Raw genomic sequence first — 21,434 nt, 5'->3', positions numbered from 1 at the left:
CTCCTGAGTGCTGACGGGTGCGCACCGTTCAGCCCGCAGCGGTGCAGGGTCGACCATGGGACGGGTTTGCCGGGCAAGGGCAGGCAGGCGCTGTGCATTGCCCACATTGAGAAGCGCCAAGGAGATTGATCACTGCGGGGTCTGGGGCGGGGCGGGGAAGGCGCGGGCGGCGCCGCGTACGCGCAAGCCGACTTCGCCGCCCATGACGTGGGGGAGCGAGGCCGGGTCGAAGATGCGGGCGACCACCGGTGTCCCGTCCGCCAGCCGCAGGGCGAGCAGGGCATCGTGGCCCTGGAAGTCATGGCCGACGACGGTTGCTGTGACCGCTGCCCGGGCGACGGGTACGACGACCTCGATCTGCTCGGGCCGCAGCAGCACCTGCCCTGCCATGGCCGGCGGACGGTCGCCGGTGGCGACGACGGGCACCGGACCGAGCGGCGTGTGGGCCCGGTCACCGGTCATCTCGGCGGGCAGCCACACCGCTTCACCGACGAAGCCGGCCACCCAAGGGTCGGCAGGGGCGCTGTAGACGAGGTCCGGCGGTCCGCTCTGCACGATCCGCCCGTCGTGCATGACGGCGACCTCGTCGGCTACCGACAGGGCCTCGGCCTGGTCGTGGGTGACGAGGACGGCCGTCGCGCCGTCGGCGCGCAGGGCGCGGCGTACATCCTGGCGTACCGCGGTGCGCAGTGCGGCGTCCAGGGCGCTGAACGGCTCGTCCAGCAGGACGACCCGCGGGTGCGGGGCGAGGGCCCGGGCGACGGCGACGCGTTGTTGTTGGCCGCCGGAGAGGTGGTGCGGCATCCGGTCCTCGAATCCGGCGAGGCCCACCAGCGCCAGTACGGATTCGACCCGTCCGGTCCGCCGACTGTGCCGGTCGAGCCCGTAGGCGACGTTGCCACGCACCGGGAGGTGGGGGAAGAGGGCGCCTTCCTGCGGGACCACCGCGATCCGCCGCCGCTCGGGCCGCACCGTGCGGCCGGAGGCGGCGATCTGCTGACCGTCGAGCCGGATCTCTCCGGCGTCCACGGGTTCGAATCCGGCGATGCAGCGCAGCAGCGTGGTCTTGCCGCTGCCCGAGGGCCCGAGCACGGCCATCAGCGTCCCGGAGCGGACCGTCAGGTCCGCCCCGCGCAATGCCCGCACGGGGCCGAAGGACTTGTGCACCGCGGTAACGCGCAGCTCGGCCATGTCAGCTGCCTCCTCCAGCGAGGACGCCGGTGCGGGCCGACAGCCACCAGGTCGGTGCCGCGGCCAGCAGCACCAGCAGCGCGGCGTAGGGCGCGGCGGCCGCGTAGGCGGAGACCGATGTCTGGCTCCACAGCTCGGTGGCGAGTGTGTCCATCCCCGTCGGCCGCAGCAGCAGGGTCGCGGGCAGCTCCTTCATACACGTGAGGAAGACCAGGACCGCCCCGGCCCCGATACCCGGCGCTGCCAGAGGCACGGTGACCGTGCGAAGTACGTGGAATCTGCGACGTCCGAGCGAACGGGCCACCTCCTCCAGCGCCGGCGGGGCCTGCAGCACGGCGGCACCGACCGCTGCGACGGCCAGCGGCAGGAACAGCGCCGCGTAGGCCAGCGCGAGCAGCCAGACGCTCTGGTAGAGCGGGTAGGCCACGTTGATGCCGAAGAACACCAACGAGAGGCCGATGACCAGCCCGGGCAGCGCGTGCGAGAGATAGGCCAGGCGGTCGAGGACGACGGCGACGGGGCCGGGTGTGCGGGCGCCGAGCAGGCCCAGTGGCAGGGCGAGCAGTATGGTCAGGCCCGCTCCGGCGGCGGAGAGGGTGAACGAGTTCCCCGCCGCCGTGGCCAGTCCGGTCAGTGAACCGGGCCGGGAGACGCCCTCGCCGAACCATCGCGCGAGACTCGCTGCTGGAAGGCCGAGCGCCAGCGCTCCCATGCCGGCGAGGCCGGAGGCGGCAAGCCACCGCAGGCGGCCCAGGCGCAGCCGTGTCGGTGGGCGGCCCGCGCCCCCGAGCCGGGCGTAGTGGGCGGCACGCCGTCGGGTCAACTGCTCGCCGGAGACGATGAGCAGGGTGATGACGACCAGCACAGTGGCCAGTACCAGCGCGCCGGTGCGGTCGAAACCGAGGCTGACGGAGGTGAAGACGGCCCGGGTGAAGACATCCGTCCGCAGGACGGAGACCGCCCCGAAGTCGGACAGCACATAGAGCGCCACCAGGAGCGCCCCCGCTCCCATCGCGGGGCGGACCTGGCGCAGCGTCACTGCGCTGAAGGTGTGCCACGGGCCGCTCCCCAGTGACCGGGCCACTTCCTCCTGCGCCGGGTCGGCCCTCGTGAGCGCGGCGGCGACGGGGAGGAAGACGTACGGGTACGACACCAGCGTCAGCACCAGCGCGGCTGCCCAGAAGCCCTCGAACCCGTCCACCGTGGAGACCCATGCGAAGGCCGCCACGTAGCTGGGCACCGCCAGCGGTAGCGCGGCGAGCACCCCGAACAGCCGACGCGCCGGCAGGTCGGTGCGTGTGACGAGGAACGCCGACGTCACGCCGAACACCGTACTCGCCGCGGTCACCAACCCCGCCAGCGCAACGCTTCGGGCGGTGAGCTGCCCGGTCCGGGAAGTGAAGACCTCCGAGCTGATGCGGGGCCAGCCCGCGTCACCGACCCGGACGCTCAAATAGACGAGGGGTAGCAGCGCGACACCGACGGCTGCCGTCGCCGCAGCCGCCAGTGCCGGGCGCGGCAGCATCCGCCGTACCCGGCGGCGTACGCCAGCCGCCGGCGCCATCGTCAGGCCAGCCCCGATTCCTTGATCATGGCGATTGTGGTCTGCAGGTCGTCCAGGTCGCCGAGGTCGATATCCGGTGTCTTCAGCGAGGGCAGCTTCGGCAGGCCGGGCGCACTGGCCACGCCGGCCACCAGCGGATACTCGTACGTTTCCTGGGCGAAGTAGGTCTGTGCCTGCGTGCCCAGCAGGTAGTCGGCGAACGCCCGCACGTCGGGATCGTCGCCGGAGTCCTTCAGCACGCCGACGCCTGAGACGTTGACCAGGCCGCCGATGTCGCCGTTCGCGAAGAAGTGGTTCTTCGCCTTGAGCGTGTCGACGGATGTGCCCTTCTCCTTGGCCAGCTCGTACACGTAGTAGTGGTTGACCAGTCCGGTGGCGAGCGTGCCGTTCTCGACGTCGGCGACTATGGCCCCGTTGCCCTCCCTGATCGGAGCGTCGTTGGCCTTCAGCCCGTGCAGGAAGTCCTGGGTCCGCTCCTCGCCGTGCTCCACCCGCATCGCGGTGACGAACGCCTGGAACGAGCCGTTGGTCGGCGCGACGCCCACCTTGCCCTTCCACTCCGGCTCGGTCAGATCGAACACCGACTCAGGCAGATCCTTCTCGGCGACCTGGTCGATGTTGTAGACCATGGTGCGCGAACGGCCGGTCACCCCGACCCACTCCCCGCCTTCGTCCCGATAGGCGGCCGGCACTTTGTCCAGCAGCACATCCGGCAGTGCGGCGAACAGATCCTTCCCGGCGACCGCTCCCAGAGCCCCGGCATCCTGGGCGAGGAAGACGTCCGCCGGAGTCCGGCTGCCCTCTTCCTGCAGCTGGGCCGCGATGGCTGCGGTCTCGCCGTAGCGTGCCTCGACGGTGATGCCGCTGGTCTCCTGGAAATCCTCCAGCAGCGGCTTGACCAGGGATTCGCTGCGGCCGCTGTACACCGTGATCTTCTTGTCGGAAGCCTTCGGAGTTCCTTCGCTCCCGCCACCACAAGCCGCGGGGCCCAGAGTCAGCAGAGTGACTAGGGCAACCGATGCGGCACCTCCTGGACGGGTTGTACGCATGGGCGCTCCCAGGTCGCCTGGCTGACTTAGGACAGCCTAACTTTACATGCCTTATGGGTGTATATCAGCGTCTGTCTGTGCCCAGCGCCGCCGGATGTTGTCCTCGTGCTCGTTCTGCTCCAGGGCCAGGTCGCTCCGGTTCAGGGCCTCCCGCAGGCGGGGGATCCAGTGGCGCCGCAGGGCACGGGCCCGGTGCCGTGTGCCGACGACTTCCGCGCCCACCAGCTCTACGGCGGCGTGGGCTGCCGCGTACTCGGCGGCGTGCCGCACGGCACGGCCGTAGGCGGCCTCGGCGTGCGCGAGGGCCGTGTTGGCCGGCGCGGCGGCGGTGGCCGGACGGGAGGGTATGGACGTGGAGACCGCTGCCGGATGGCGCACCCCCATGGAGGTGGTCCAGTGAACCGTGATCTCGGCGGAGCCGATGCCTGCGGTGGCCGAGTCGAGGGCCTGTTCACCGCCCAGGAGCAGTCCGCGCAGCAGCCAGCCGTCGGCCTCGGACAGCAGGTCCCGCCAGGCCCGCGCGGCTTCCTCCTCCGTGCGCAGCAGCCGCTGGTGCTCGGAGCGGAGGATGCGCAGCTTCTGTTCCAGCAGGTCGGCCCCACGCTCGGCGACATCGAGGCTGTGCCGCAGCCTCAGGCGGCCCGCACGGCCGGGCGGTGTACGGCGGGCGCCGGTCATCAGGGCGCCTCCCGAACGTCGGGTGCGTCGAATTCCTTCGCCCCGTGGGCGTCGAGGAGCTGGGCGGGGAGCATGGACAGCTGGCTGCGGGGCAGGGTGAGCAGGGCCTGCCAGCCGCGTTCCAGCGAGGTGTCGAGCTCGCGTGGTTCGTCGCTGCGCTGGTCGGCGAAGTCCCGCAGGAATGCCTCCTCGAAGTCCAGGTAGCGGCGGTCGGTGGGGCTCAGCGCCGCCTGGCCGACCAGGTCCGCGAGATCGCGGACCTGCCGTGCGTGTGCCAGGGCGGCCAGCAGTTGGGCCGCGACGTGGAGGTGGTCGTCACGGGTGCGACCGGGACCCGCTCCCTTGCGCATCAGCCGGGAGAGGGAGGACAGGGCGTCCAGCGGCGGGTACGCGCCCCGCGCGTGCGTCTCGGGAGAGAGGACGATCTGGCCCTCGGTGATGTAACCGGTCAAGTCCGGCACGGGGTGGGTGATGTCGCCCGCGGGCATGGTGAGCACCGGCAGCACGGTGACCGAGCCGGGACGGCCCTTGATGCGTCCGCAGCGTTCGTACAGGGAGGCCAGGTCGCTGTAGAGGTAGCCGGGGTAGGCACGGCGCGCGGGGATCTCCCCGCGCGCCGCGGAGACCTCGCGCAGGGCTTCGGCGTACGTGGTCATGTCGGTCATCACCACCAGGACGTGCCGTCCCTCGTTGAAGGCGAGGTTTTCGGCGACGGTGAGCGCGATGCGCGGGGTGAGGATCCGCTCGATCACCGGGTCGTCGGCGGTGTTCAGCAGCAGGACCAGTTCTCCGGCGGCGGACCGTTCCTCCAGGGCGTCGCGGACGAAGGAGGCGTCGGCGTGGGTGAGGCCCATGCCCGCGAAGACGACGCTGAACGCCTCTCCCGCGGCGGTAGCCTGCGCGGCGATCTGGGCGGCCAGTTCCAGGTGCGGCAGCCCGGCCACGGAGAACACCGGCAGCTTCTGCCCCCGCACCAGTGTGGTCAGGACGTCGACGGCCCCGACTCCGGTGAGCACGGGCTCGGACGGCGGCTCGCGCCGCACCGGGTTGATGGGTGCGCCACCCACCTCGGCGGTGTGGGAGCCGAGCACGGGCGGGCCGCCGTCGAGGGGCTCGCCCCGGCCGTTGCAGACCCGGCCGAGCCAGTCCGTCCCGACGGGGACGCGCAGGGGGCTGCCCGAGAAGGCTGCGCGGATTCCCTCCGGGTCCATGCCCGCGGTGCCCTCCAGCACCTGGACGACCGCCAGGTCGCGGTCGGCATCCAGGACGACGCCGTGGCGCCGTTCGCCCGAGGCGAGAGTGATGCGTACGTACTCGTCCCAGCCGATCCCCGAGACACCCTCGACGATCGCGAGCGGCCCTCGCAGTCCCCTCACCTTCGTGTACTCGATCTCATCGGCGGGGCTCATGGCCGCATCTCTCCCAGACCGGCGAGCATCGCGTTCCGCCGTGCCGCCACCCCGGCGGCGTCGTGCGGGCCGGTGTCCTCCCGGGCGCGCAGCAGCGGGCCGAAGTCGACCTCCTCGACCGAGGACGCGGAGATGCCGGAGTCGACCAGCTCGCGGCAGCGGTCGGCGACCGCCAGGAAGGCGTCGGCCAGAGCGGCGGTCTTCTCCGGGCCGCAGTACGCGTCCCGCTCCGACAACGCGCTCTGCTGCAGCACGCCCTCGCGGACCAGCCGACCCGCCAGGACGCTGATGCGCTCCCGCGGGGGCAGGGCCGCGATGCCGATCAGGTCCACCAGATCGGCCAGCCGGTCGGCCTCCGCCAGCACCGCTCCCACCCGGTCGCGGCGCCCGGACCACGCGGGATCGCCGGCCGCCCGGTGTCCGGCCGCCAGGACCGGTACGTCCCGGGAGAAGGACCCGGCCCAGGAGACCGCCGGGTAGTGGCGGGCGTAGGCGAGGTCGCGGTCGAGACTCCACAGGCAGCGGACGAACCGTTCGGTGTGCGCGGTCACCGGTTCCGTCATGTCCCCGCCGGGCGGTGACACCGCGCCGATCACGGTCACCGAGCCGCGGTCGCCGCCGAGGGTGGTCACGGCGGCGGCCCGTTCGTAGAAGGCCGCGATGGCGGAAGCCAGTCCGGCCGGGTAGCCCTCCTCGGCGGGCAGCGCGCCGGTACGGGAGGCGAACTCGCGAAGCGCCTCCGCCCACCGGGAGGTCGAGTCGGCGATGACCACCACGTCCAGACCCATGTCCCGGAAGTACTCGGCGACCGTCACTCCCGTGTAGATGCTCGCCTCGCGGGCCATCATCGGCATGTTGGAGGTGTTGGCGATCGTCACGGTCCGGTCCGCGAGGCGTCCGCCCGTACGCGGGTCCTGCAGTTCCGACAGCTCGGTGATGACGTCGGCCATCTCGTTGCCGCGCTCCCCGCAGCCGACGTACACGATGACGTCCGCGTCGCACCACTTGGCGATCTGCTGCAGCAACACGGTCTTGCCGGTGCCGAAGCCGCCGGGCACCGCGACGGTGCTGCCCCGGGCGACGGGGAAGAGCAGGTCGATCACCCGCTGGCCGGTGCTCAGGGCTTCATGGCTGTCGACGCGTTCCCGTACCGGGCGCGGCCGACGCACCGGCCACAGCGCGCTGACCGTCACCTCGGTGCCGCCCACCACGGCCACCGGCACGTCGCGCGGATGGTCCCCGGCGTCTGCGATCCCCTCGACGGTGCCCCGGCAACCGGGGGGCACGAGGACCTTCACCGGCACCGGCCCCGCATCGCGGACCTCCCCGAGCGCCTGCCCCTCTGCCACCTGCTCGCCCTGCGCCACCGAGGGGGAGAAGAACCAGGAGGGTGCTTCGGCAACGGCCTGCTGCGCGCCGGGCAGCAGCCAGTCGCCGGCACGGGACAGGGGGCGCAGCAGGCCGTCGAAGATCCCGCCGAGCAGACCGGGACCGAGCCGGACCGAGAGCGGACGGCCCCGGGGCAGCGCCGTCTGTCCCGGAGCGAGGCCGCCGGTGTACTCGTAGGCCTGGACCGTGACCACGTCACCGGTGATGGCCACGACCTCGCCGGGCAGCCCGGCGGGGCCGATCGAGACCAGGTCGTACATCGCAATGCCGCCCGTGTACTCCATCTCGACCAGCGGCCCGGTGACCCGCAGGATCCGGGAGACCAGCGGCTGGGCAACGGTCCTGCGACGCGTCCCGGTGGCGTCCGTCACGGCTCCCACAGGCTCCGCACCTCCGCTCCTGTCCGGTCCAGTGCGTGATCGGCCAGCGCGGTCAGCGAGAGGTCGGCCCGCTTCCCCGGCGTCCGGGCCACCACACCCCCGTCGGCGTGCTCGCTCACCTCGGCGTCGGGACCCAGGAGGATCCGGGCCCGGTGTTCCAGCCGCTCCCGCAGGGACGCGTAGCCGTCGGTCCCGCGTAGCCCCCGGACTCGTTGGGCGGCCTCGCGGCGCAGCTCCTCATACGCCTCCCGGCGGGCGGCGAGCGTGCGCGACCTGGCCTCTCGCCGGGCCCTGACAAGGAGGTCGCGGGCGGCGTTCGCGCCGTCGGCCTCGCCTTGGCGGCGGGCCCGGACGAGGATCGCCTGGGCCTCGGCACGGGCCTGGTCGAGCAGAGTGGCGGCCTCCCGCTCGGTGCGGGTCAGGAGCGCTTCGGCGTCGGCGTGAGCCTCGCGCAGCAGGCCCGCCCGGACTGGGGCGAGCGTGTCCGCCGTCTGGTCGGGGGCCGGGATCGTCATGGCGGCATCACGGCGGTCAGCGGGCGGCGGGCCCTCGGCGCGGCGGGGTCCGAGCTCAGCGCAGCGGCCGCGGCAGGCGTGAGGATGACCAGGTCGATGCCGTCCGGCAGGGCCCGCCAGGCCCGGCGCACAGCCTCGGGGTCGTCGGCGAGGAGGACGACGGCTCCGGCCAGGGCCAGGCCGGCGACACGGGTCCGTTCTCCGAGGGCGGCGACGCGTCCCATGGTCATGCCTTCCCGATCAGGATCACGGCGACGACCAGGCCGTAGATGGCGATGCCTTCGGCCAGGCCGACGATGACCATGGCCCGGCCGAACAGTTCGGGCCGTTCGCTCAGCGCCGCGAGGGCCGCCGCACCGGTGTAGGCGACGGCGATGCCCGCCCCGATCGTCGCGCCGGCCACCGCGATGGCGGCGCCGATCAGGGCGGATGATCCGGAGCCGGACTCCTGGGCAGTCGGTGTCGAGGCCTGCGCGGATCCGCCGGAGAGTGCCAAGGTCAGTACAACGGCGGCGGCCACCAGGAATACGGCGTCGGCGGCGACCATCCACCACAGGGCCGTCCTGCGATCCGAACGCCGCAGCACAAGGCGTGCGGCGACGAACCCCGCCGCGATGACGGGCAGGGCCAAGAACCAGGTGATCACGATGACTCCTCCCTCGCCGGACCTTGTCGGACGGCCTCCACCGCTGCAGGCGGTCCGGCGCCGGCGGCCGACTCCGTGAGGTGCTGCACGGGCAGATGCCAGGCGCTGAAGGGGCGGCCCTCGCCCTCGAAGAGCCGGGAGAACAGTTCGTAGAACTCCAGACGCAACGCCTGGACACCCGCCACCAGTGCCTCCAGCGAGAAGGCGAGGGCGTTGCCCACGAAGAACACCGGCAGCGCGGTGGCGACCCCGACCGGGCCCCTGACCGCCAGAGCCGTCGTGCCGTCCCAGACGATCGCGCCGAGCGCCGCATGGGTCAGGCCGAAGGCTGCGAGCCGAGCGAAGGACACCACATTGGAGCCGATCCGTACCACCGCGTCGAAGAGCTGGATGCCGGTCTGAACGGCGCCGCCCGGACCGCCCGCCGTGGTCGCGTACAGACCTGCCCCGGCCAGCGCCAGTCCGACGGCGGCGATCAGGGCTCCCACCACGCCGTACACCCCCTGGCCGAGCCACACGTACCCGGCGACGACGGCGAGACCGACATAGAGCGCCGCCCCGGCGATCCCGGTCGTGGCGTAGAGGGCCGCCGAGGGTCCGCCCTCCCGCCACCGGTTCACGATCCCCGCGGCGTAGGCGACGGCGAGCAGCACGGCGCCGAGCCCGACGGCGGCGGCCAGCAGCCGCATGGGCTCCTGAAGCGGCTCCAGCCACAGCACGGGCAGAACTCCGGTCGGGCCGAAGAACTCGCCGTACGCCACCCCGGCCATGGTGGCGGCCAGCCCCGCCCCGGCGACGAAGGGCCAGAGCGGTCGCAGCGCCGCCATGCGGCGCGGCCGGCCCGCCCGCAGCAGCAGCGCCATGGCGACGAGCAGCAGCCCGTGCCCGGCATCGCCGAACATCAGGCCGAACATCACCACGTAGACGATTCCGGCCGCCATCGTGGGATCGAGGTCGGCGTAGGGCACCGTCCCGTACGTCGTGACGAGAGGTGTGAACGAGCGGCGTACGGGCGTCGCCGCGAATGCCGGGTGCCCGGTGTCCGCTCCGGTCAGCAAGGTCGGCGGATCGACGCCACGCGGGGTCCGCAGGGGTACCAGCGCGCCCCCGGCACCGGCGATGAGCGCTGTCGTGCGGCCCAGCTCTGTCTCGGGGCACCACCCGGCCAGTGCCGCGACCGTACCGTGCCGGACCGCGCTACCGAGTCGTTCCTCCAACTGGGCCTCGCCCGCCAGCAGGTCCCCCCGGCCCTCGCGCTCCAGAGCGTCAAGGTCGGGGCGGCCCTCGCTGAGAACGGGTTGTGCCGGCTCGGCGCGCAGCCGCTGCAGGCGCGTCGCGGCGGGCCCGCGGACATCGGGCCCCCCGTCCCCGGCCAGATCGACCTCGACGCAGCCCGCCTCGGCGATCCGCACCAGGCTCTCCCGCAGCACCTTTTCGGGGGCCACGATGGCCACCCTGCGCATCCGCACCGGGATCGCGGCCTCAGCCCGGAGCACCGAGCACCTCCACGGGCCAGTTCCCGGGTCCGCCGCCCCGGGCGGCCAGTTCCAGCGCGCCTCGGATCCGCCACGCGTCGGCGGACAGCAGTGCCACTGCCCCCACGACCGGCTGCGGTCCGCAGGGGGACCGGCGCAGCAGTTCCCGGCCGTCGCGGTCGACGGCGTCCCACCACCGTGCCTCGGCCCGCCACAGGTCCGCCGCCTCGTCGACGTCGTGGAGCAGCCACCGCGCAGTGGCCGGCAGCGCCTGCCGGAAATCGGCGTACGTTCCCGCGCCCACCGCCCGCGGGCCGAGCAGGCGGGCCGCCCGGCGGACGGACACTGCCGGCATCCGGCGGCCGACGACGAACACTTCACGGGCGAACAGCAGGGCGAGCCGTGCCGCCGCCCAGCGTGCCGCGTCGGGAGCGGCGGTGGTGAGGCGTACGGCGGCGGAGACCCGCATACCGGTGGCGACCGCGGCGGGGGAGTCGCCCCCGGGGTCACCCCAGGCGGACGACGCCAGGGCCGTACGCAGCTCCGACGGCGTACGGGTGCGGGCGAGCCGGGTCCAGGCGATCGCCAGCGCGCCCAGGCGGTAGGGCAGGAGGCGCGGGCGTTGCGTACCGGGCTCTCGCGGCCCGGCCACGAGAGCCCTCGAGTGGTGCTCGGTGTTGGAGATCTCGAATCCCGCGGCGAGCGCCCGGATGGCCTCCGCGCCGGTCGCCGGCTGCCAGCCGGCGAGGACCCGCAGGTGCCACAACAGTGTCGCCGAGACGGCCCGCTGGGCCTCGGCCGGCGTGGCGCCCGGCGAGACGTCGCGTCGGTAGGGGGTGGCCGCCAAGTAGCGCAGGGCGTCATCGAGGGTGGGGGACGCGGCCACCTCCCCGATGCCCTCGACGGGCAGGCACCTGGTCCGCAGGGCGCGTGCCCGGGTCACGCCTGCCACCCATCCGGCGCCCATCAGGGACCGCCCTCGCGCGGCCTCCCACGGCCCGGCGACCGATGCCCTTCCTGTGGCGCAGGAGACACCTGCCCCGCCGTGAGATCTTCCAGAACCAGCGCGACCACATGTTCGGCGAGCGCGGGCGTTCGGCTCCTGGCACGATCGCGTACAGCGATGGCCTCGCGTTCTGCCTCGGCCAGCAGCGCTGCCGCCTCGCCCTCGGCCGTACGCAGCACCTGGTCGGCGGCGCGCTCCCGCACATGGGTGGCCTCCGCGTGCGCCTCGGCCACGATCTCCTCGGCCTGCCGCTGGGCTTGTCGTCGGCGTGACGCGGCGGCCACGTCGGCACGCTCGCGTACGGTCCGGGCTTCCGCCTCCGCCTGTTCGAGCAGGGCCAGCGGCGGTGCGAGTTCCGCACGGAGTTCGGCGGAACGGTCCGCGGGCACACCACCTGGTGCGGCCCGGCCGGGCGACGCCGCCGGCCGGAACCGGGTCAGAAAGTCTCGGAAACCCGTCACGAACTTCCTCCAGTGAGACCAGGTCCCGCCTTCCAGTCTCCTTGGTATGCGTTGACGTGTCGCGCCGCGCCGGGCCACCAGTCCCTCATACGGTGCCGTTCGGCCCACAGGCCGCACCAGTCGATCGATGCGAGACTGACCCCGTAGGTGGACGGCATCCCAGGAGGCAGCCGTGAGCGATTTCGAGCAACGCTCCGCTGAGAAGGAAGCCCGCAGCACCACGCCGGGCCGCCCCTGGACCCCCCGGCAAGAACCGCACCAGGACGCGCTGCGCCGCTACCTCACGGCAGTCGCCGCCGCCGCGTCGGCCAGGAGTGCCGAGGAGCCCGAGCCTGCTGCCGGACGGGAGAAGCCCGAGCCGCCCGCCGCTGCGGCACCCGAGCCGCCGGCCCGGGAACCGGCCGGCCTCCGTGTGCGGGACGTCATGCAGGTGCCGGCGGCCTCCGTCCCCGGTGACATGCCGTTCCTGGACGTGGCCCACGCCCTCGCCCGCGAGCAGGTGAGTGCCGTACCGGTGGTCGACGCCGACGACCACGTGATCGGCGTCGTCTCGGAGTCGGATCTGCTGGCCAAGGCCGCCGTCATGGCGGAGCCGCGCAGGCACGGACCTGTCGGCAGGCTGTGGCAGCACCGCCTGTATGACAAGAGCCACGGTGATACGGCGGCCACGTTGATGACTTTTCCGCCCGTCACCGTCCACCCGGCGGAGCGCGTGGCGGATGCGGCGTGGACCGCCGCCCACGCCCGGCTGAAGCGCCTCCCCGTGACCGACCACCGCGGCCGGCTCGTCGGCGTGGTCAGCCGGAGTGAGCTGTTGCGGGCCCTGATCCGTGACGACACCGAGATCCAGACCGAGGTCGAGTCCCTGGCCGCTCAGCACCTGCTCGTTCCACACTCCGTCCAAGTCGCCGTGGAGAACGGAGTGGTGACGATGACGGGGCGACTGGACAGAGCTCTCGTCCCTGCACTGCTCGCAGCCGTGCGGGACATCGACGACGTGGTCGCAGTCGTCGACGAGATCGAAGCGGCCTGAGCCGTCGAGGCCCGCCTCCATGTGGCCGCCCGGCCCAGCGGCTGACGGTACTGCCGCCGGGACCGGGGCGGGCTCAGGCGGAGGGAGAGGCGGCGCAGGGGCCTTGGGGAGCTCGGAGGGTTCGGGAGGCGCGCTCTTCACCGGTGCGTGACGGCGGGCCGTCGTTCCTCGGCGGGCCCGATCAGTGCGAGCGGCGTGCCCACGGCACCGTCGTCCCGGGCTCGACGAGCAGCTCCCTCATGGTGCCGGTTTCGAAGCACTCCACCTCGATCGTCGACTTCGCGGTCTCCACGACCGCGACCGGATCCCCTTTGTGCACGAAGTCCCCGGGCCCGACCAGCCATTCCAGGAGCGTGCCCTCGTCCATGTCGGCGCCGAGGGACGGCATGGTGAACTCGGCCATGATCAGTCCACCGCCCGGTGGGCGGCCGCGACGATGTCGGCGACCTGGAGCAGGGCGGCCTCTTCCAGCCGCCGGGCGTACGGCATGGGCACCTCGGCGCTGCACACCCGCTCGACGGGCGCGTCCAGGTCGTAGAACGACTCTTCGGCGATGCGGGCGGACACCTCGGCGGCGAGGCTGCCCGTCCGCCACGCCTCGTCGATGACCACCGCACGATGCGTTCGGGCCACCGAAGCGGTGATGGCCGCGTCGTCGAGGGGACGCAGCGTGCGCAGGTCGATCACTTCGGCGCTGATGCCCTCGGCGGCCAACTCGTCCGCTCTGCGAGGGCGTTGGGCAGCGAACCACCATACGTGATCAGGGAGACGTCCGTGCCGGCGAGGCGGATCGCGGCGTGGTCGATGTTCAACGGATCTGCAGGCGGGAGGAGTTCGCCGGAGACGTTGTAGAGGCTGCCGTGCTCGAAGATCAGTACGGGGTCGGGGTCGGCGAGCGCCGGGGCCAGCATGTGGCGGGCGTCCTCAAGGGTGGCGGGGGCGAGGACACGGATGCCGGGGGATGTGCGCGTACCAGCCTTCCAGGCTGTGCGGGTGCTGAGCGGCGAGCTGCCGTCCGGCGCCCGTGGTCATGCGGATCACGATCGGCACAGGCAGCTGGCCGCCCGACATGTGCAGCAGGGTGGCGGCGTTGTTGAGGATCTGGTCGAGGGCGAGCAGGCTGAAATTGACGGTCATGATCTCGACGATGGGCCGCATCCCGGCCAGGGCCGCGCCGATGCCGGCGCCCACGAACGCCGACTCCGACAGCGGGGTGTCGCGGATGCGTTCGGGGCCGAACTCCTCCAGCAGACCGAGGCTGACACCGAGGCATCCGCCGTAGCGGCCCACGTTCTCGCCCATGAGGAAGACGCGGTCGTCGGAGCGCAGGGCTTCCCGGAGCGCCTCGCGCATGGCCTCACGGTAGGTCGTCTTCGCCTCCTGCGTTCCGCCGGCGCCCACGGTCATCTCACCGCCTCTGCCGAGGAACTGGTGACGTGGTCGAGCAGGTGCTCGCAGCACAGTGCACTGGCGATCACCAGGGCCGAACGGCCCAGGGACCGGCCGGAAGAGTCGGACGCGGCTGCTCGGCTGTTCCCGGCTCGGGGCTATTCGCGGTAGAGGCCGATCTTGAGAGCGCCGGTGTCGGTGCCGCGGGAGAAGACCTCGTAGGCGTCTTCTGCCCGGTCGAGGCCGAAGGTGTGGGTGACCAGGTGGGAGACGTGCAGGCGTCCGGACGTCACCAGGTCGAGCAGCCAGGGTGTGGAAGAGGTGTCGACCTGGCCGGTGCTGATCGTCATGTTCTTGTGCCACAGTGCCTCGAGGTGCAGCGTGGCCGGCTTGCCGTGCGTGCCGATGTTGGCGATGTGCCCACCCGGGCGTACGACTCGTGTGCACAGGACGAAGCTGTCCGGATCTCCGGCGGCTTCGATGGCGACGTCGGCACCGGGTCCCTCGGCCAGGTCGGCGATCAGCCGTCCGGGCAGCTCGGCGGAGTCGGCACCCAGCCGGGTGGCGGCTTCGAGTCGGGTGCGGGAAAGGTCCACAGCGATGATCCTGCGTGGCGAGTAGAGCCGCGCCGTCATGACCGCGGCGAGCCCTACGGGACCGGCGCCCACGACGACGACGGTGTCACCCGGCCCCACGTGTCCGTTCCGCACGCCGACCTCGTAAGCGGTGGGGAGGACTTCGGAGAGCAGGACGGCGTCCTCGAGCGCCAGAGCGCCGGGCCGCCGTCGGGTGGAGTAGTCGGCGAAAGGAACCCGGACGAACTCCGCCTGGGTTCCGTTGGTCAGGTTCCCGAGAATCCACCCGCCACCGCCGTGGCACTGTCCGAACATGCCGTCCCGGCAGAACTGGCAGCGACCGCAGGCCGAGATGGACGACACGATCACCTGATCCCCGACGGTGGTGGAGTGGACCTCACGACCCACTTCCACAACCTCGCCGACGGCCTCGTGGCCCAGGACTGTTCCTGGCTTCACCTCAGGCAGTTCTCCGCGCCGGATGTGCAGATCGGTGCCGCAGATCGTGGTGGCGTCGACGCGCACCACGGCGTCCGTCGGGTCCTCGATCGTCGGATCCGCGACCGTGTCCCAGGAGATCCGTCCGGGGCCGTGGTAGACGAGGGCTCGCATGGTCATCCAACTCCCTGGCCGGCTCGGCCGCCTCTCTCCACCGTCGCCCTGGAACGGTGCCCGGGCAACCGGGGACCAGCTCCGAGGCCGGGCCGCCTGCCGGTCAGCGCGGCCGAGTCGACGGTCGCTAACCGGAAGCCGGCATGCCCGTCGGGGCGGACGGCCGCCAGAGGGCAACCGCGTCTGTTCATCAGCCGGACGCCGGAGGCCGGAGGACGCTGCGGTCGCGTCCCAGCAGTCGTTCGCCGGCGAGGTGCCTCATGTAAGCGCGGTGTCTCTGCTCTGGTCAGGGCTTGTCACAGTAGTTCACCAGAAGCAGGTGCAGGGAGGTGAGACGCTGTGTGCGTGAGGTCGAGGGGCCGGCGGGCCGACGCCTGGTGCAGGCCGGCTCGCCTAGTCAGGCTCCATATAGGGCGGCGGAAGACCGGCGCCTGGCCGGTCCCCCACGGGCGTACGACAGCCAGCGCCTGGGAGACGGCGGACTCCAACGGTCCACTGGTGTCGACCGAGACGGCCTCGGGCCACGGCGGTTCCCCGGCCGCCATGGCGGTGACGATGTCGAGGCCGGCGTCCGACGTGCCCGGCGCGCGCGTGCTCAGACGAGCCGCCGACACGTCGCCCGGAACCTGACAGTGCAGGGCCACCAGATGGGCGTGGGTGCCCTCGGCGATGCGCAGGGCGGACTCGCGCTGTCCGGGGTCGTGCCAGGTGGCGTCCAGGACGACGGACTCACCGGAGGACAGCAGGGCGGAAGCGCGGTCGAGGAGGGTGGCGTAGGTCCTCGCGGTCCACTCCGGTGTGTACAGCCCCTCGCCGTAGCCGGCCGCCGCGGACTGCTCCGCGGGGATGCCCGCCAGTTCCTTGCGGAGGCGGTCGCTGCTGAGCAGCGTGACTCCGAGCCGGTCGGCCAGGGCACCGGCGAGTGTGGACTTCCCACTGCCCGGCAGACCGCCGACGAGCGTGAGGCCGACGGCGGAGGTACGCAGGTGGCGCAGTGCCGTCGAGACCAGTCGTCGCGATGCCGTCTCCGCGGCCGGAGTCCCCTGATGCGCCTGGATCAGGGACACCTTGGCACGCACGAACGCGCGGTAGGCGACGTAGTGGTGCCACAGGGAAGGGGGTGCGGGGTCGCCGGAGTACTCGCTGTACTGGGCCAGGAAGTACGCCGCGGCCTCGGATGCGCCGAGTTGTTCCAGGTCCATGGCGAGGAAGGCGGCGTCGTCGAGGCCGTCGACGTAGCGCAGGCGGTCGTCGAACTCCAGACAGTCCAGGATCCGGGGCCCGTCGTCGAGGCAGAAGATGTCCTCGGCGAGCAGGTCGCCGTGGCCGTCGACCACCCGTCCCTGCTCGATGCGCGTGTCGAAGAGCCGCTCGCGGCCGGCGAGGTAGCGGCGCACCAGCCGCTCCACCTCCGTCACTCCGCCGGCCACGAAGCCGTCGTCGGCCAGCGCGCCGACCTGCGCGAAGGAGGCTTCCCAACGTGATGACAACGCGTCCCGTGTGCCTTGTTCGGCCACGTCGGGGCTGCGGGGTGCGTCCGCGTGCCACGCGGCGAGGTGCCGGGCGACGGCCCTGAGGGCGTCGTCGACGGCGGCGCCCTCCCGTACGAGGCGGGAGAGGCGGCGGTCCGCCGGCATGCGGCGCATCACCACGAGCGGTTCGGCCCCTTCGGCGTCAGGGCCCCGGATCTCGCCCACGCCCAGGTAGACATCGGGGGCGAAGCGGCGATTGAGCGTGACCTCGCGTTCACACGCGGCCCGGCGAGCCGGCGGCGTGGTGTAGTCCAGGAACCCCAGATCCACCGGTTTCTTGAGTTTGTAGGCGCGGTCGCCGGTGAAGAACACGACCGCCGTGTGGGTCTCGCGTACTTCTGCGCGCGTCGGCGGCGCGCCGCCGTGCAGGGCACTGGACGAGAGCTCGGACGCGTCGGCCCGCGGTACCGACCGCTGGGATGCCCCGCGGAGACCAGGCTCAGTCATGGGGGACGACGGCGACGGGGCAGCGCCCGTGATGGATGGCGGCCTGAGCGACGGGCCCCAGGTGGGGAGCCGGCCCACGATGGTGCCGACGTCGGCCGACGACCAGCAGCGCCGCGTCCCGGGCGGCCTGCACGACGGCCTTGGCAGGGCTTTCGAGACGGATGCTCTCGGCCACGTCCACCTGCGGATACTTCTCGCTCCAGGGCCGGAGCACCGTGCTCAGTTCCTTCAGCGCGTCCCGCGTCATCTCCTCACTGATGTCGTGGTCCACACGCCAGGGCACCCGCGCGTGGAGTGGCACGCTACGGCCGTGTACGGCCAGGAGCGGCACGCCCCTGGCCGCGGCGGTGTGGAACGCGAAGTCGAGCAGATCGTCGCTGGGTGCGTGCAGTTTCACAGCCACGACGACGCGGATCGCGGCCTCTGTAGGCAACCCCTCGTCGCGGGCCCCGGCACGGACGAGGACCACCGGCCGCTCGGCCCGCGCCACGACGGGCATGCTCACGTCGCCCAGGAAGTAGCTCTCCACGGGCTCCAGCCCCCGCGAACCGAGCACGATCAGGTCGGATTCCGACGCCGCCTGGAGCAGCGCGTTCTGAGCATCGTCGGCGACCAGGCTCCCGACGATGGACAGGCCCGGGTGGCGTGCTTGGAGCTCCGCCCGTGCGGTGTGCACGAGACGCTTCGCCCAGTAGTTCTGGTCGACTTCCGAGGGGACGCGGGCCGGTTCCGGCGCCAGGAGCGGCCAGGCGTGCAGCAGGCGCAGGGTGAGCTTGCGCTTCTCGGCCTCGTCGGCGGCCCAACGGGTGGCGGCAAGACTCTCGGGTGAGCCGTCGAGCCCCACGGTGACGACTGGTTGCATGGCGGCGGCCTCCGTCTCGTACGAAGCTGTAGATGACGGTGAATGTCGGTGAACGAGTCCGATGGTGTGGACTGACCGGACGGCGCCGGCATGCAGGGCAAGGTGCGGCGTTCCCTCATCCGAGGAGTACCCCAATCCCCTCCACGGCGCATGTGAAAGCGGGGGCCGGTGGCGGGGAGTCCGGCGCGAGAGGAGACAGGGGCGGTGGCGATTCCCCTGGTGGCCGGCATCGACGGGTCCGAGGCGAGCCTGGAGGCGGTGGACTGGGCTGCCGAAGAGGCGGTCCGGCACGGGGTGCCGCTCCACCTCCTGCACGCGGCGGCAGGGGGCCGGGGGGCATCCGAGCTGATCAACGCCGCCTCGGAACGTGCCGGACAGCGCGCTCCCACGGTCCAGCTGACGAACGAGGTGCTGCCCGGGAACGCGGCCTTCGCCCTCGTGGACAGGGGACGTAACGCCTTCGCGCTCGTACTCGGGTCCAGAGGACGGGGAGACCTCGCCGGAATGCTTTTGGGCTCGGTCAGCCTGGCCGTGGCCGCACGAGCGGACTGCCCGGTCATCGTGGTGCGGGGAGCGACGGAGGACAGGGACGCCTCGTTCGAGAACATCGTCGTCGGGGTCGAGGACGGAGAGGGCAGCGACACGGCTGTGCAGTTCGCGTTCCGTGAGGCACATGTGCGGCGCTGCCGGCTGATGGCAGTGCACGCCTGGAGTGCACCGTTCGGTGCTTCCACCGCACCTCAAGCCTCGTCCTGGTCCCTGGACTCCCACCGGCGCCCGCCGGCGCAGGTGCTCGACGACGCGCTGCGCGACCCGTCGGAGCATTACCACGACGCCTCGGTGAGCCGAAAGGCGATCGAGGGGCCGGCGCGCCAGGCACTGTTGGAGGCCGCCTCAGAGGCGGACCTTCTGGTCGTCGGCGCTCGCCGACGACAGGGACACCCGGGCCTGCAACTGGGACTGATCAATCATGCGGTACTCCATCACGCGCCGTGCCCGGTCGCCGTCGTCCCACGGATATGAGCGCGACCGCCGGGGACGGACCAGGGCGACGTCGGGTCTCGGGGCCGGAAGTCCGTCTTCCCGGGACCTTCGGCCCTGTGACCCGAGTCGGCTGCCGCTCGATCGTGGGACCAAGGAGTGGGGGAGTGGACCAGCGACCTGCTGGAGGCTGACTCATGAGCGCACGAGATCCGCAGCACGCATCAGGTCCGCTCCCGCCGCGCAAGGAGCACACCTCGAAGAAGGCGAACCCCCTGAGGCGTCCGTCCGACCGGTTCGAATCCTGGTTCCTCCGCTTCCTGATGTCCGTCCTCGTCCTCGGACTGCCGGTGGCCGCGATCGGCGCCGGGCTGACGGCGTACGAGTCCTCGATGCGCACCGTGCACGCCCAGGCGGCGGAGCGACAGGAGGTCACCGCCCGACTGACATCGGACGTCAAGGGCGACGCCGAGGTGCCGCTGCAACAGGCCCAGGTCCGCTGGACGGACGGGGACGGTGCGGCGCGGACCGGAACGGCGCTGGTGAAGTCGGGAACGCCCAAGGACGCCGCCGTGCAGGTGTGGGTGGACCGGGAGGGCCGCCTCACCAGTCAGCCGATGACCGAACTCCAGGCCAGGTCGAAAGCCTGGTTCGTCGGCGGTATGGCGGCGGTCGGTGTGGGCGCCGGGGTCTTCGCGGCGCGGTCCGTCACGCGCCACCTGCTGGACCGCGGACGGTACGCGCGGTGGGACGCCGAGTGGGATCTGGTCGAGCCCCTGTGGTCCGCGCGCTTCCGCCGGTGACGGCCAGGAGATGGGACGGCAGCCGAGGAGGTGAGGGCGATGTCCGACGCGACGACCACCGATCTGTACGAAGTGACGATGGCCATGTCCTACCTGCGGGAGGGGATGACCGGTCCGGCGACCTTCAGCCTGTTCGTCCGTGACCTGCCTCCTGAGCGAGGTTTCCTGGTCGCCGCGGGGCTGGAGTCGGCACTGGACTACCTGTCCGGACTCCGCGTCGGTCCCGAGGACGTCGACGCCTTCGCCTCCGCGCTGCACCGGCCGCGGCGGGATCTGGAGCCGCTGCTCGACCTGGAGTTCACGGGCGAAGTGCGGGCAGTACCGGAGGGGAGGATCGTGCTCGCGGGAGAGCCCCTGCTGGAGGTGACCGCGCCTCTTCCGCAAGCGCAGTTGGCCGAGACGTTCGTGCTCAACCAGCTCAGTCACCAGACGGCGGTCGCCTCGAAGGCAGCGCGGTGCGTGCTCGCGGCGGCCGGGCATCCGGTCGTGGACTTCTCCCTGCGGCGGACCCACGGCACGCAGGCCGGGTTCCAGGCCGCCCGTCTCGGTGCGATGGCCGGCTTCGCCGGGACCAGCAACGTGGCCGCGGCCACCGCCCTGGGCATACCCGCCGTCGGCACGATGGCCCACTCCTTCGTGGAGGCGTTCGCCACCGAGGAAGACGCCTTCCGTGCCTTCGCACGCTCCCACCCCGGCCCGGTGACCTTCCTGGTGGACACCTATGACACCGAGAAGGGCGTCCGCGTCGCCGCGTGCGTCCTGCGGGACCTGGACCGCGGGCCCGGCTCTGCCGTACGGCTCGACAGCGGCGACCTCGGTGCCCTGGCGGTACGGGCGCGGGCCATCCTCGACACCGCGGGCCTGGCGGACGTACGGATCGTCGCCAGTGGCGGGCTCGACGAGTACGGCGTGGACGAACTGGTCCGCTCCGGAGCACCGATCGACACCTACGCCGTCGGCACCCGCGCCGGGGTCTCGGCCGACGCACCGTATCTCGACTCCGCCTACAAGATGGTCGAGTACGACGGCCGGCCAGTCATGAAGCTGTCGTCGGCGAAAGTGACGGCCCCCGGCCCCAAGCAGGCCTTCCGCCGACCCGGCTGCGCCGACCTGATCGCTCTCGCTGACGAGCGGCCACCCGACGACGGGACTCCGCTGCTGGAGACGGTGATGCGGAACGGGCGGCGCACCGGCAGGCGGCCCACACTCGCCGAGTGCCGGGAGAGATTCACCGCGGACCTGGACCGACTACCCTCGGCGGCCCGCCGGATCCGGGCACCGGCCGCACCTCACGCAACGGTCTCCGAGCGGCTGAGCGCACTCACCGCCCGCACGAGGCGCCGCATCGAGGAACAGACGTCGGCCGAGTCCGCAGGGCTCTCGGTCCGAGAACGAACCGCCTGCGGACCACTTGGATCTCCATAGCGTTGAGGAGGA

The 21,434-nt window shown here is 72.2% G+C and carries 23 protein-coding genes; 4 read left to right on the top strand and 19 right to left on the bottom strand.

The features are described 5' to 3' along the window. Nucleotides 1–129 precede the first annotated feature (129 nt). From H0H10_RS26755 to H0H10_RS26700, 12 genes are all read right to left on the bottom strand, one after another. Nucleotides 130–1,191 carry an ABC transporter ATP-binding protein gene (locus H0H10_RS26755; RefSeq protein ID WP_188183685.1) on the bottom strand — a complete coding sequence of 354 codons (1,062 nt, stop codon included), beginning with the start codon at nt 1,189–1,191 and terminating at the stop codon, nt 130–132. A gap of 1 nt (nt 1,192) precedes the next feature. Beyond that, entirely contained in the window at nt 1,193–2,512 is a 1,320-nt protein-coding gene (locus tag H0H10_RS26750; protein ID WP_309141904.1) for an ABC transporter permease, read from the bottom strand. Between the two features lie 245 nt (nt 2,513–2,757). Beyond that, nucleotides 2,758–3,681 carry an iron ABC transporter substrate-binding protein gene (locus tag H0H10_RS26745; RefSeq protein ID WP_309141903.1) on the bottom strand — a complete coding sequence of 308 codons (924 nt, stop codon included), beginning with the start codon at nt 3,679–3,681 and terminating at the stop codon, nt 2,758–2,760. Between the two features lie 174 nt (nt 3,682–3,855). Beyond that, complete coding sequence (locus H0H10_RS26740; RefSeq protein WP_188183682.1) at nt 3,856–4,482, bottom strand: V-type ATP synthase subunit D; 627 nt, start codon at nt 4,480–4,482, stop codon at nt 3,856–3,858. Next, nucleotides 4,482–5,891: a V-type ATP synthase subunit B gene (locus H0H10_RS26735; protein WP_188183681.1), complete on the bottom strand. Its 1,410-nt coding sequence runs from the start codon at nt 5,889–5,891 to the stop codon at nt 4,482–4,484. The genes H0H10_RS26740 and H0H10_RS26735 overlap by 1 nt, the downstream gene beginning before the upstream one ends. After that, entirely contained in the window at nt 5,888–7,660 is a 1,773-nt protein-coding gene (locus tag H0H10_RS26730) for a V-type ATP synthase subunit A (RefSeq protein WP_188183680.1), read from the bottom strand. The genes H0H10_RS26735 and H0H10_RS26730 overlap by 4 nt, the downstream gene beginning before the upstream one ends. Next, nucleotides 7,648–8,175 (bottom strand): V-type ATP synthase subunit E, encoded by a 528-nt coding sequence (locus H0H10_RS26725; protein ID WP_188183704.1) that lies wholly within the window; start codon nt 8,173–8,175, stop codon nt 7,648–7,650. Before H0H10_RS26725 ends, H0H10_RS26730 begins: the two co-directional genes overlap by 13 nt. Beyond that, nucleotides 8,172–8,405 carry a hypothetical protein gene (locus H0H10_RS26720; RefSeq protein ID WP_188183679.1) on the bottom strand — a complete coding sequence of 78 codons (234 nt, stop codon included), beginning with the start codon at nt 8,403–8,405 and terminating at the stop codon, nt 8,172–8,174. The genes H0H10_RS26725 and H0H10_RS26720 overlap by 4 nt, the downstream gene beginning before the upstream one ends. Next, nucleotides 8,402–8,821, bottom strand: coding sequence for an ATP synthase subunit C (locus H0H10_RS26715; protein ID WP_188183678.1), 420 nt, complete (start codon nt 8,819–8,821; stop codon nt 8,402–8,404). Before H0H10_RS26715 ends, H0H10_RS26720 begins: the two co-directional genes overlap by 4 nt. Further along, nucleotides 8,818–10,317, bottom strand: a complete 1,500-nt coding sequence (locus tag H0H10_RS26710) for a V-type ATPase 116kDa subunit family protein (protein ID WP_309141902.1) — start codon at nt 10,315–10,317, stop codon at nt 8,818–8,820. The genes H0H10_RS26715 and H0H10_RS26710 overlap by 4 nt, the downstream gene beginning before the upstream one ends. After that, nucleotides 10,304–11,239 carry a V-type ATPase subunit gene (locus H0H10_RS26705; RefSeq protein ID WP_309141901.1) on the bottom strand — a complete coding sequence of 312 codons (936 nt, stop codon included), beginning with the start codon at nt 11,237–11,239 and terminating at the stop codon, nt 10,304–10,306. Before H0H10_RS26705 ends, H0H10_RS26710 begins: the two co-directional genes overlap by 14 nt. Before the next feature lie 23 nt (nt 11,240–11,262). Further along, nucleotides 11,263–11,691: a hypothetical protein gene (locus H0H10_RS26700; protein ID WP_188183676.1), complete on the bottom strand. Its 429-nt coding sequence runs from the start codon at nt 11,689–11,691 to the stop codon at nt 11,263–11,265. A gap of 244 nt (nt 11,692–11,935) precedes the next feature. Here H0H10_RS26700 and H0H10_RS26695 point away from each other — a divergent pair, with 244 nt between their 5' ends. Further along, nucleotides 11,936–12,796: a CBS domain-containing protein gene (locus H0H10_RS26695; protein WP_188183675.1), complete on the top strand. Its 861-nt coding sequence runs from the start codon at nt 11,936–11,938 to the stop codon at nt 12,794–12,796. 181 nt (nt 12,797–12,977) lie between these two features. Here H0H10_RS26695 and H0H10_RS26690 read toward each other — a convergent pair whose 3' ends face one another. The 7 genes from H0H10_RS26690 to H0H10_RS26670 form a co-directional block, all read right to left on the bottom strand. Next, entirely contained in the window at nt 12,978–13,199 is a 222-nt protein-coding gene (locus H0H10_RS26690) for a biotin/lipoyl-containing protein (protein ID WP_223180473.1), read from the bottom strand. 2 nt (nt 13,200–13,201) lie between these two features. Further along, complete coding sequence (locus H0H10_RS40240) at nt 13,202–13,510, bottom strand: transketolase C-terminal domain-containing protein (protein WP_223180472.1); 309 nt, start codon at nt 13,508–13,510, stop codon at nt 13,202–13,204. Beyond that, on the bottom strand, nt 13,480–13,707 hold the full coding sequence (locus H0H10_RS40610) for a hypothetical protein (RefSeq protein WP_262506314.1): 228 nt from the start codon (nt 13,705–13,707) through the stop codon (nt 13,480–13,482). Before H0H10_RS40610 ends, H0H10_RS40240 begins: the two co-directional genes overlap by 31 nt. 13 nt (nt 13,708–13,720) lie before the next feature. Further along, complete coding sequence (locus H0H10_RS26685) at nt 13,721–14,203, bottom strand: hypothetical protein (RefSeq protein WP_262506313.1); 483 nt, start codon at nt 14,201–14,203, stop codon at nt 13,721–13,723. 140 nt (nt 14,204–14,343) lie between these two features. After that, nucleotides 14,344–15,372 carry an alcohol dehydrogenase catalytic domain-containing protein gene (locus tag H0H10_RS26680; RefSeq protein WP_188183702.1) on the bottom strand — a complete coding sequence of 343 codons (1,029 nt, stop codon included), beginning with the start codon at nt 15,370–15,372 and terminating at the stop codon, nt 14,344–14,346. A gap of 296 nt (nt 15,373–15,668) precedes the next feature. Then, the gene (locus tag H0H10_RS26675) at nt 15,669–17,351 is read right to left on the bottom strand and encodes a bifunctional aminoglycoside phosphotransferase/ATP-binding protein (protein WP_188183674.1); all 1,683 of its coding nucleotides are present in this window, start codon (nt 17,349–17,351) and stop codon (nt 15,669–15,671) included. Further along, nucleotides 17,344–18,213, bottom strand: a complete 870-nt coding sequence (locus H0H10_RS26670) for a universal stress protein (RefSeq protein WP_188183673.1) — start codon at nt 18,211–18,213, stop codon at nt 17,344–17,346. Before H0H10_RS26670 ends, H0H10_RS26675 begins: the two co-directional genes overlap by 8 nt. 204 nt (nt 18,214–18,417) lie before the next feature. On the opposite strand from H0H10_RS26670, the gene H0H10_RS26665 reads away from it, so the two are divergent. The 3 genes from H0H10_RS26665 to H0H10_RS26655 all read left to right on the top strand — a co-directional run bounded on the left by H0H10_RS26665 (nt 18,418) and on the right by H0H10_RS26655 (nt 21,422). Further along, nucleotides 18,418–19,236 carry a universal stress protein gene (locus H0H10_RS26665; protein ID WP_188183672.1) on the top strand — a complete coding sequence of 273 codons (819 nt, stop codon included), beginning with the start codon at nt 18,418–18,420 and terminating at the stop codon, nt 19,234–19,236. Nucleotides 19,237–19,391: 155 nt separating this feature from the next. Next, a complete protein-coding gene (locus H0H10_RS26660; RefSeq protein WP_188183671.1) occupies nt 19,392–19,997 on the top strand; it encodes an Rv1733c family protein in 606 nt (201 codons plus the stop codon). A 39-nt stretch (nt 19,998–20,036) separates the two neighbouring features. After that, nucleotides 20,037–21,422: a nicotinate phosphoribosyltransferase gene (locus H0H10_RS26655; RefSeq protein ID WP_188183670.1), complete on the top strand. Its 1,386-nt coding sequence runs from the start codon at nt 20,037–20,039 to the stop codon at nt 21,420–21,422. Nucleotides 21,423–21,434: the final 12 nt, after the last annotated feature.

Source organism: Streptomyces griseicoloratus (assembly GCF_014534645.1).
In the GTDB taxonomy this organism is placed as follows: Bacteria; Actinomycetota; Actinomycetes; order Streptomycetales; family Streptomycetaceae; genus Streptomyces; species Streptomyces griseicoloratus.
The sequence above is the reverse complement of the archived record's forward strand: the minus strand, read 5'-3'. Positions and strand labels throughout refer to the sequence as shown.

Bases quoted from the DNA above. Each gene is read 5' to 3' on its own strand.
- H0H10_RS26740 (WP_188183682.1), bottom strand. From the start codon at position 4,482: ATGACCGGCGCCCGCCGTACACCGCCCGGCCGTGCGGGCCGCCTGAGG.
- H0H10_RS26675 (WP_188183674.1), bottom strand. From the start codon at position 17,351: ATGACTGAGCCTGGTCTCCGCGGGGCATCCCAGCGGTCGGTACCGCGG.
- H0H10_RS26660 (WP_188183671.1), top strand. From the start codon at position 19,392: ATGAGCGCACGAGATCCGCAGCACGCATCAGGTCCGCTCCCGCCGCGC.
- H0H10_RS26685 (WP_262506313.1), bottom strand. From the start codon at position 14,203: ATGACCGTGGGCGCCGGCGGAACGCAGGAGGCGAAGACGACCTACCGT.
- H0H10_RS26655 (WP_188183670.1), top strand. From the start codon at position 20,037: ATGTCCGACGCGACGACCACCGATCTGTACGAAGTGACGATGGCCATG.
- H0H10_RS26755 (WP_188183685.1), bottom strand. From the start codon at position 1,191: ATGGCCGAGCTGCGCGTTACCGCGGTGCACAAGTCCTTCGGCCCCGTG.
- H0H10_RS26670 (WP_188183673.1), bottom strand. From the start codon at position 18,213: ATGCAACCAGTCGTCACCGTGGGGCTCGACGGCTCACCCGAGAGTCTT.
- H0H10_RS26720 (WP_188183679.1), bottom strand. From the start codon at position 8,405: ATGACCATGGGACGCGTCGCCGCCCTCGGAGAACGGACCCGTGTCGCC.
- H0H10_RS26725 (WP_188183704.1), bottom strand. From the start codon at position 8,175: ATGACGATCCCGGCCCCCGACCAGACGGCGGACACGCTCGCCCCAGTC.
- H0H10_RS26680 (WP_188183702.1), bottom strand. From the start codon at position 15,372: ATGCGAGCCCTCGTCTACCACGGCCCCGGACGGATCTCCTGGGACACG.
- H0H10_RS26690 (WP_223180473.1), bottom strand. From the start codon at position 13,199: ATGGCCGAGTTCACCATGCCGTCCCTCGGCGCCGACATGGACGAGGGC.
- H0H10_RS26735 (WP_188183681.1), bottom strand. From the start codon at position 5,891: ATGAGCCCCGCCGATGAGATCGAGTACACGAAGGTGAGGGGACTGCGA.
- H0H10_RS40610 (WP_262506314.1), bottom strand. From the start codon at position 13,707: ATGCTGGCCCCGGCGCTCGCCGACCCCGACCCCGTACTGATCTTCGAG.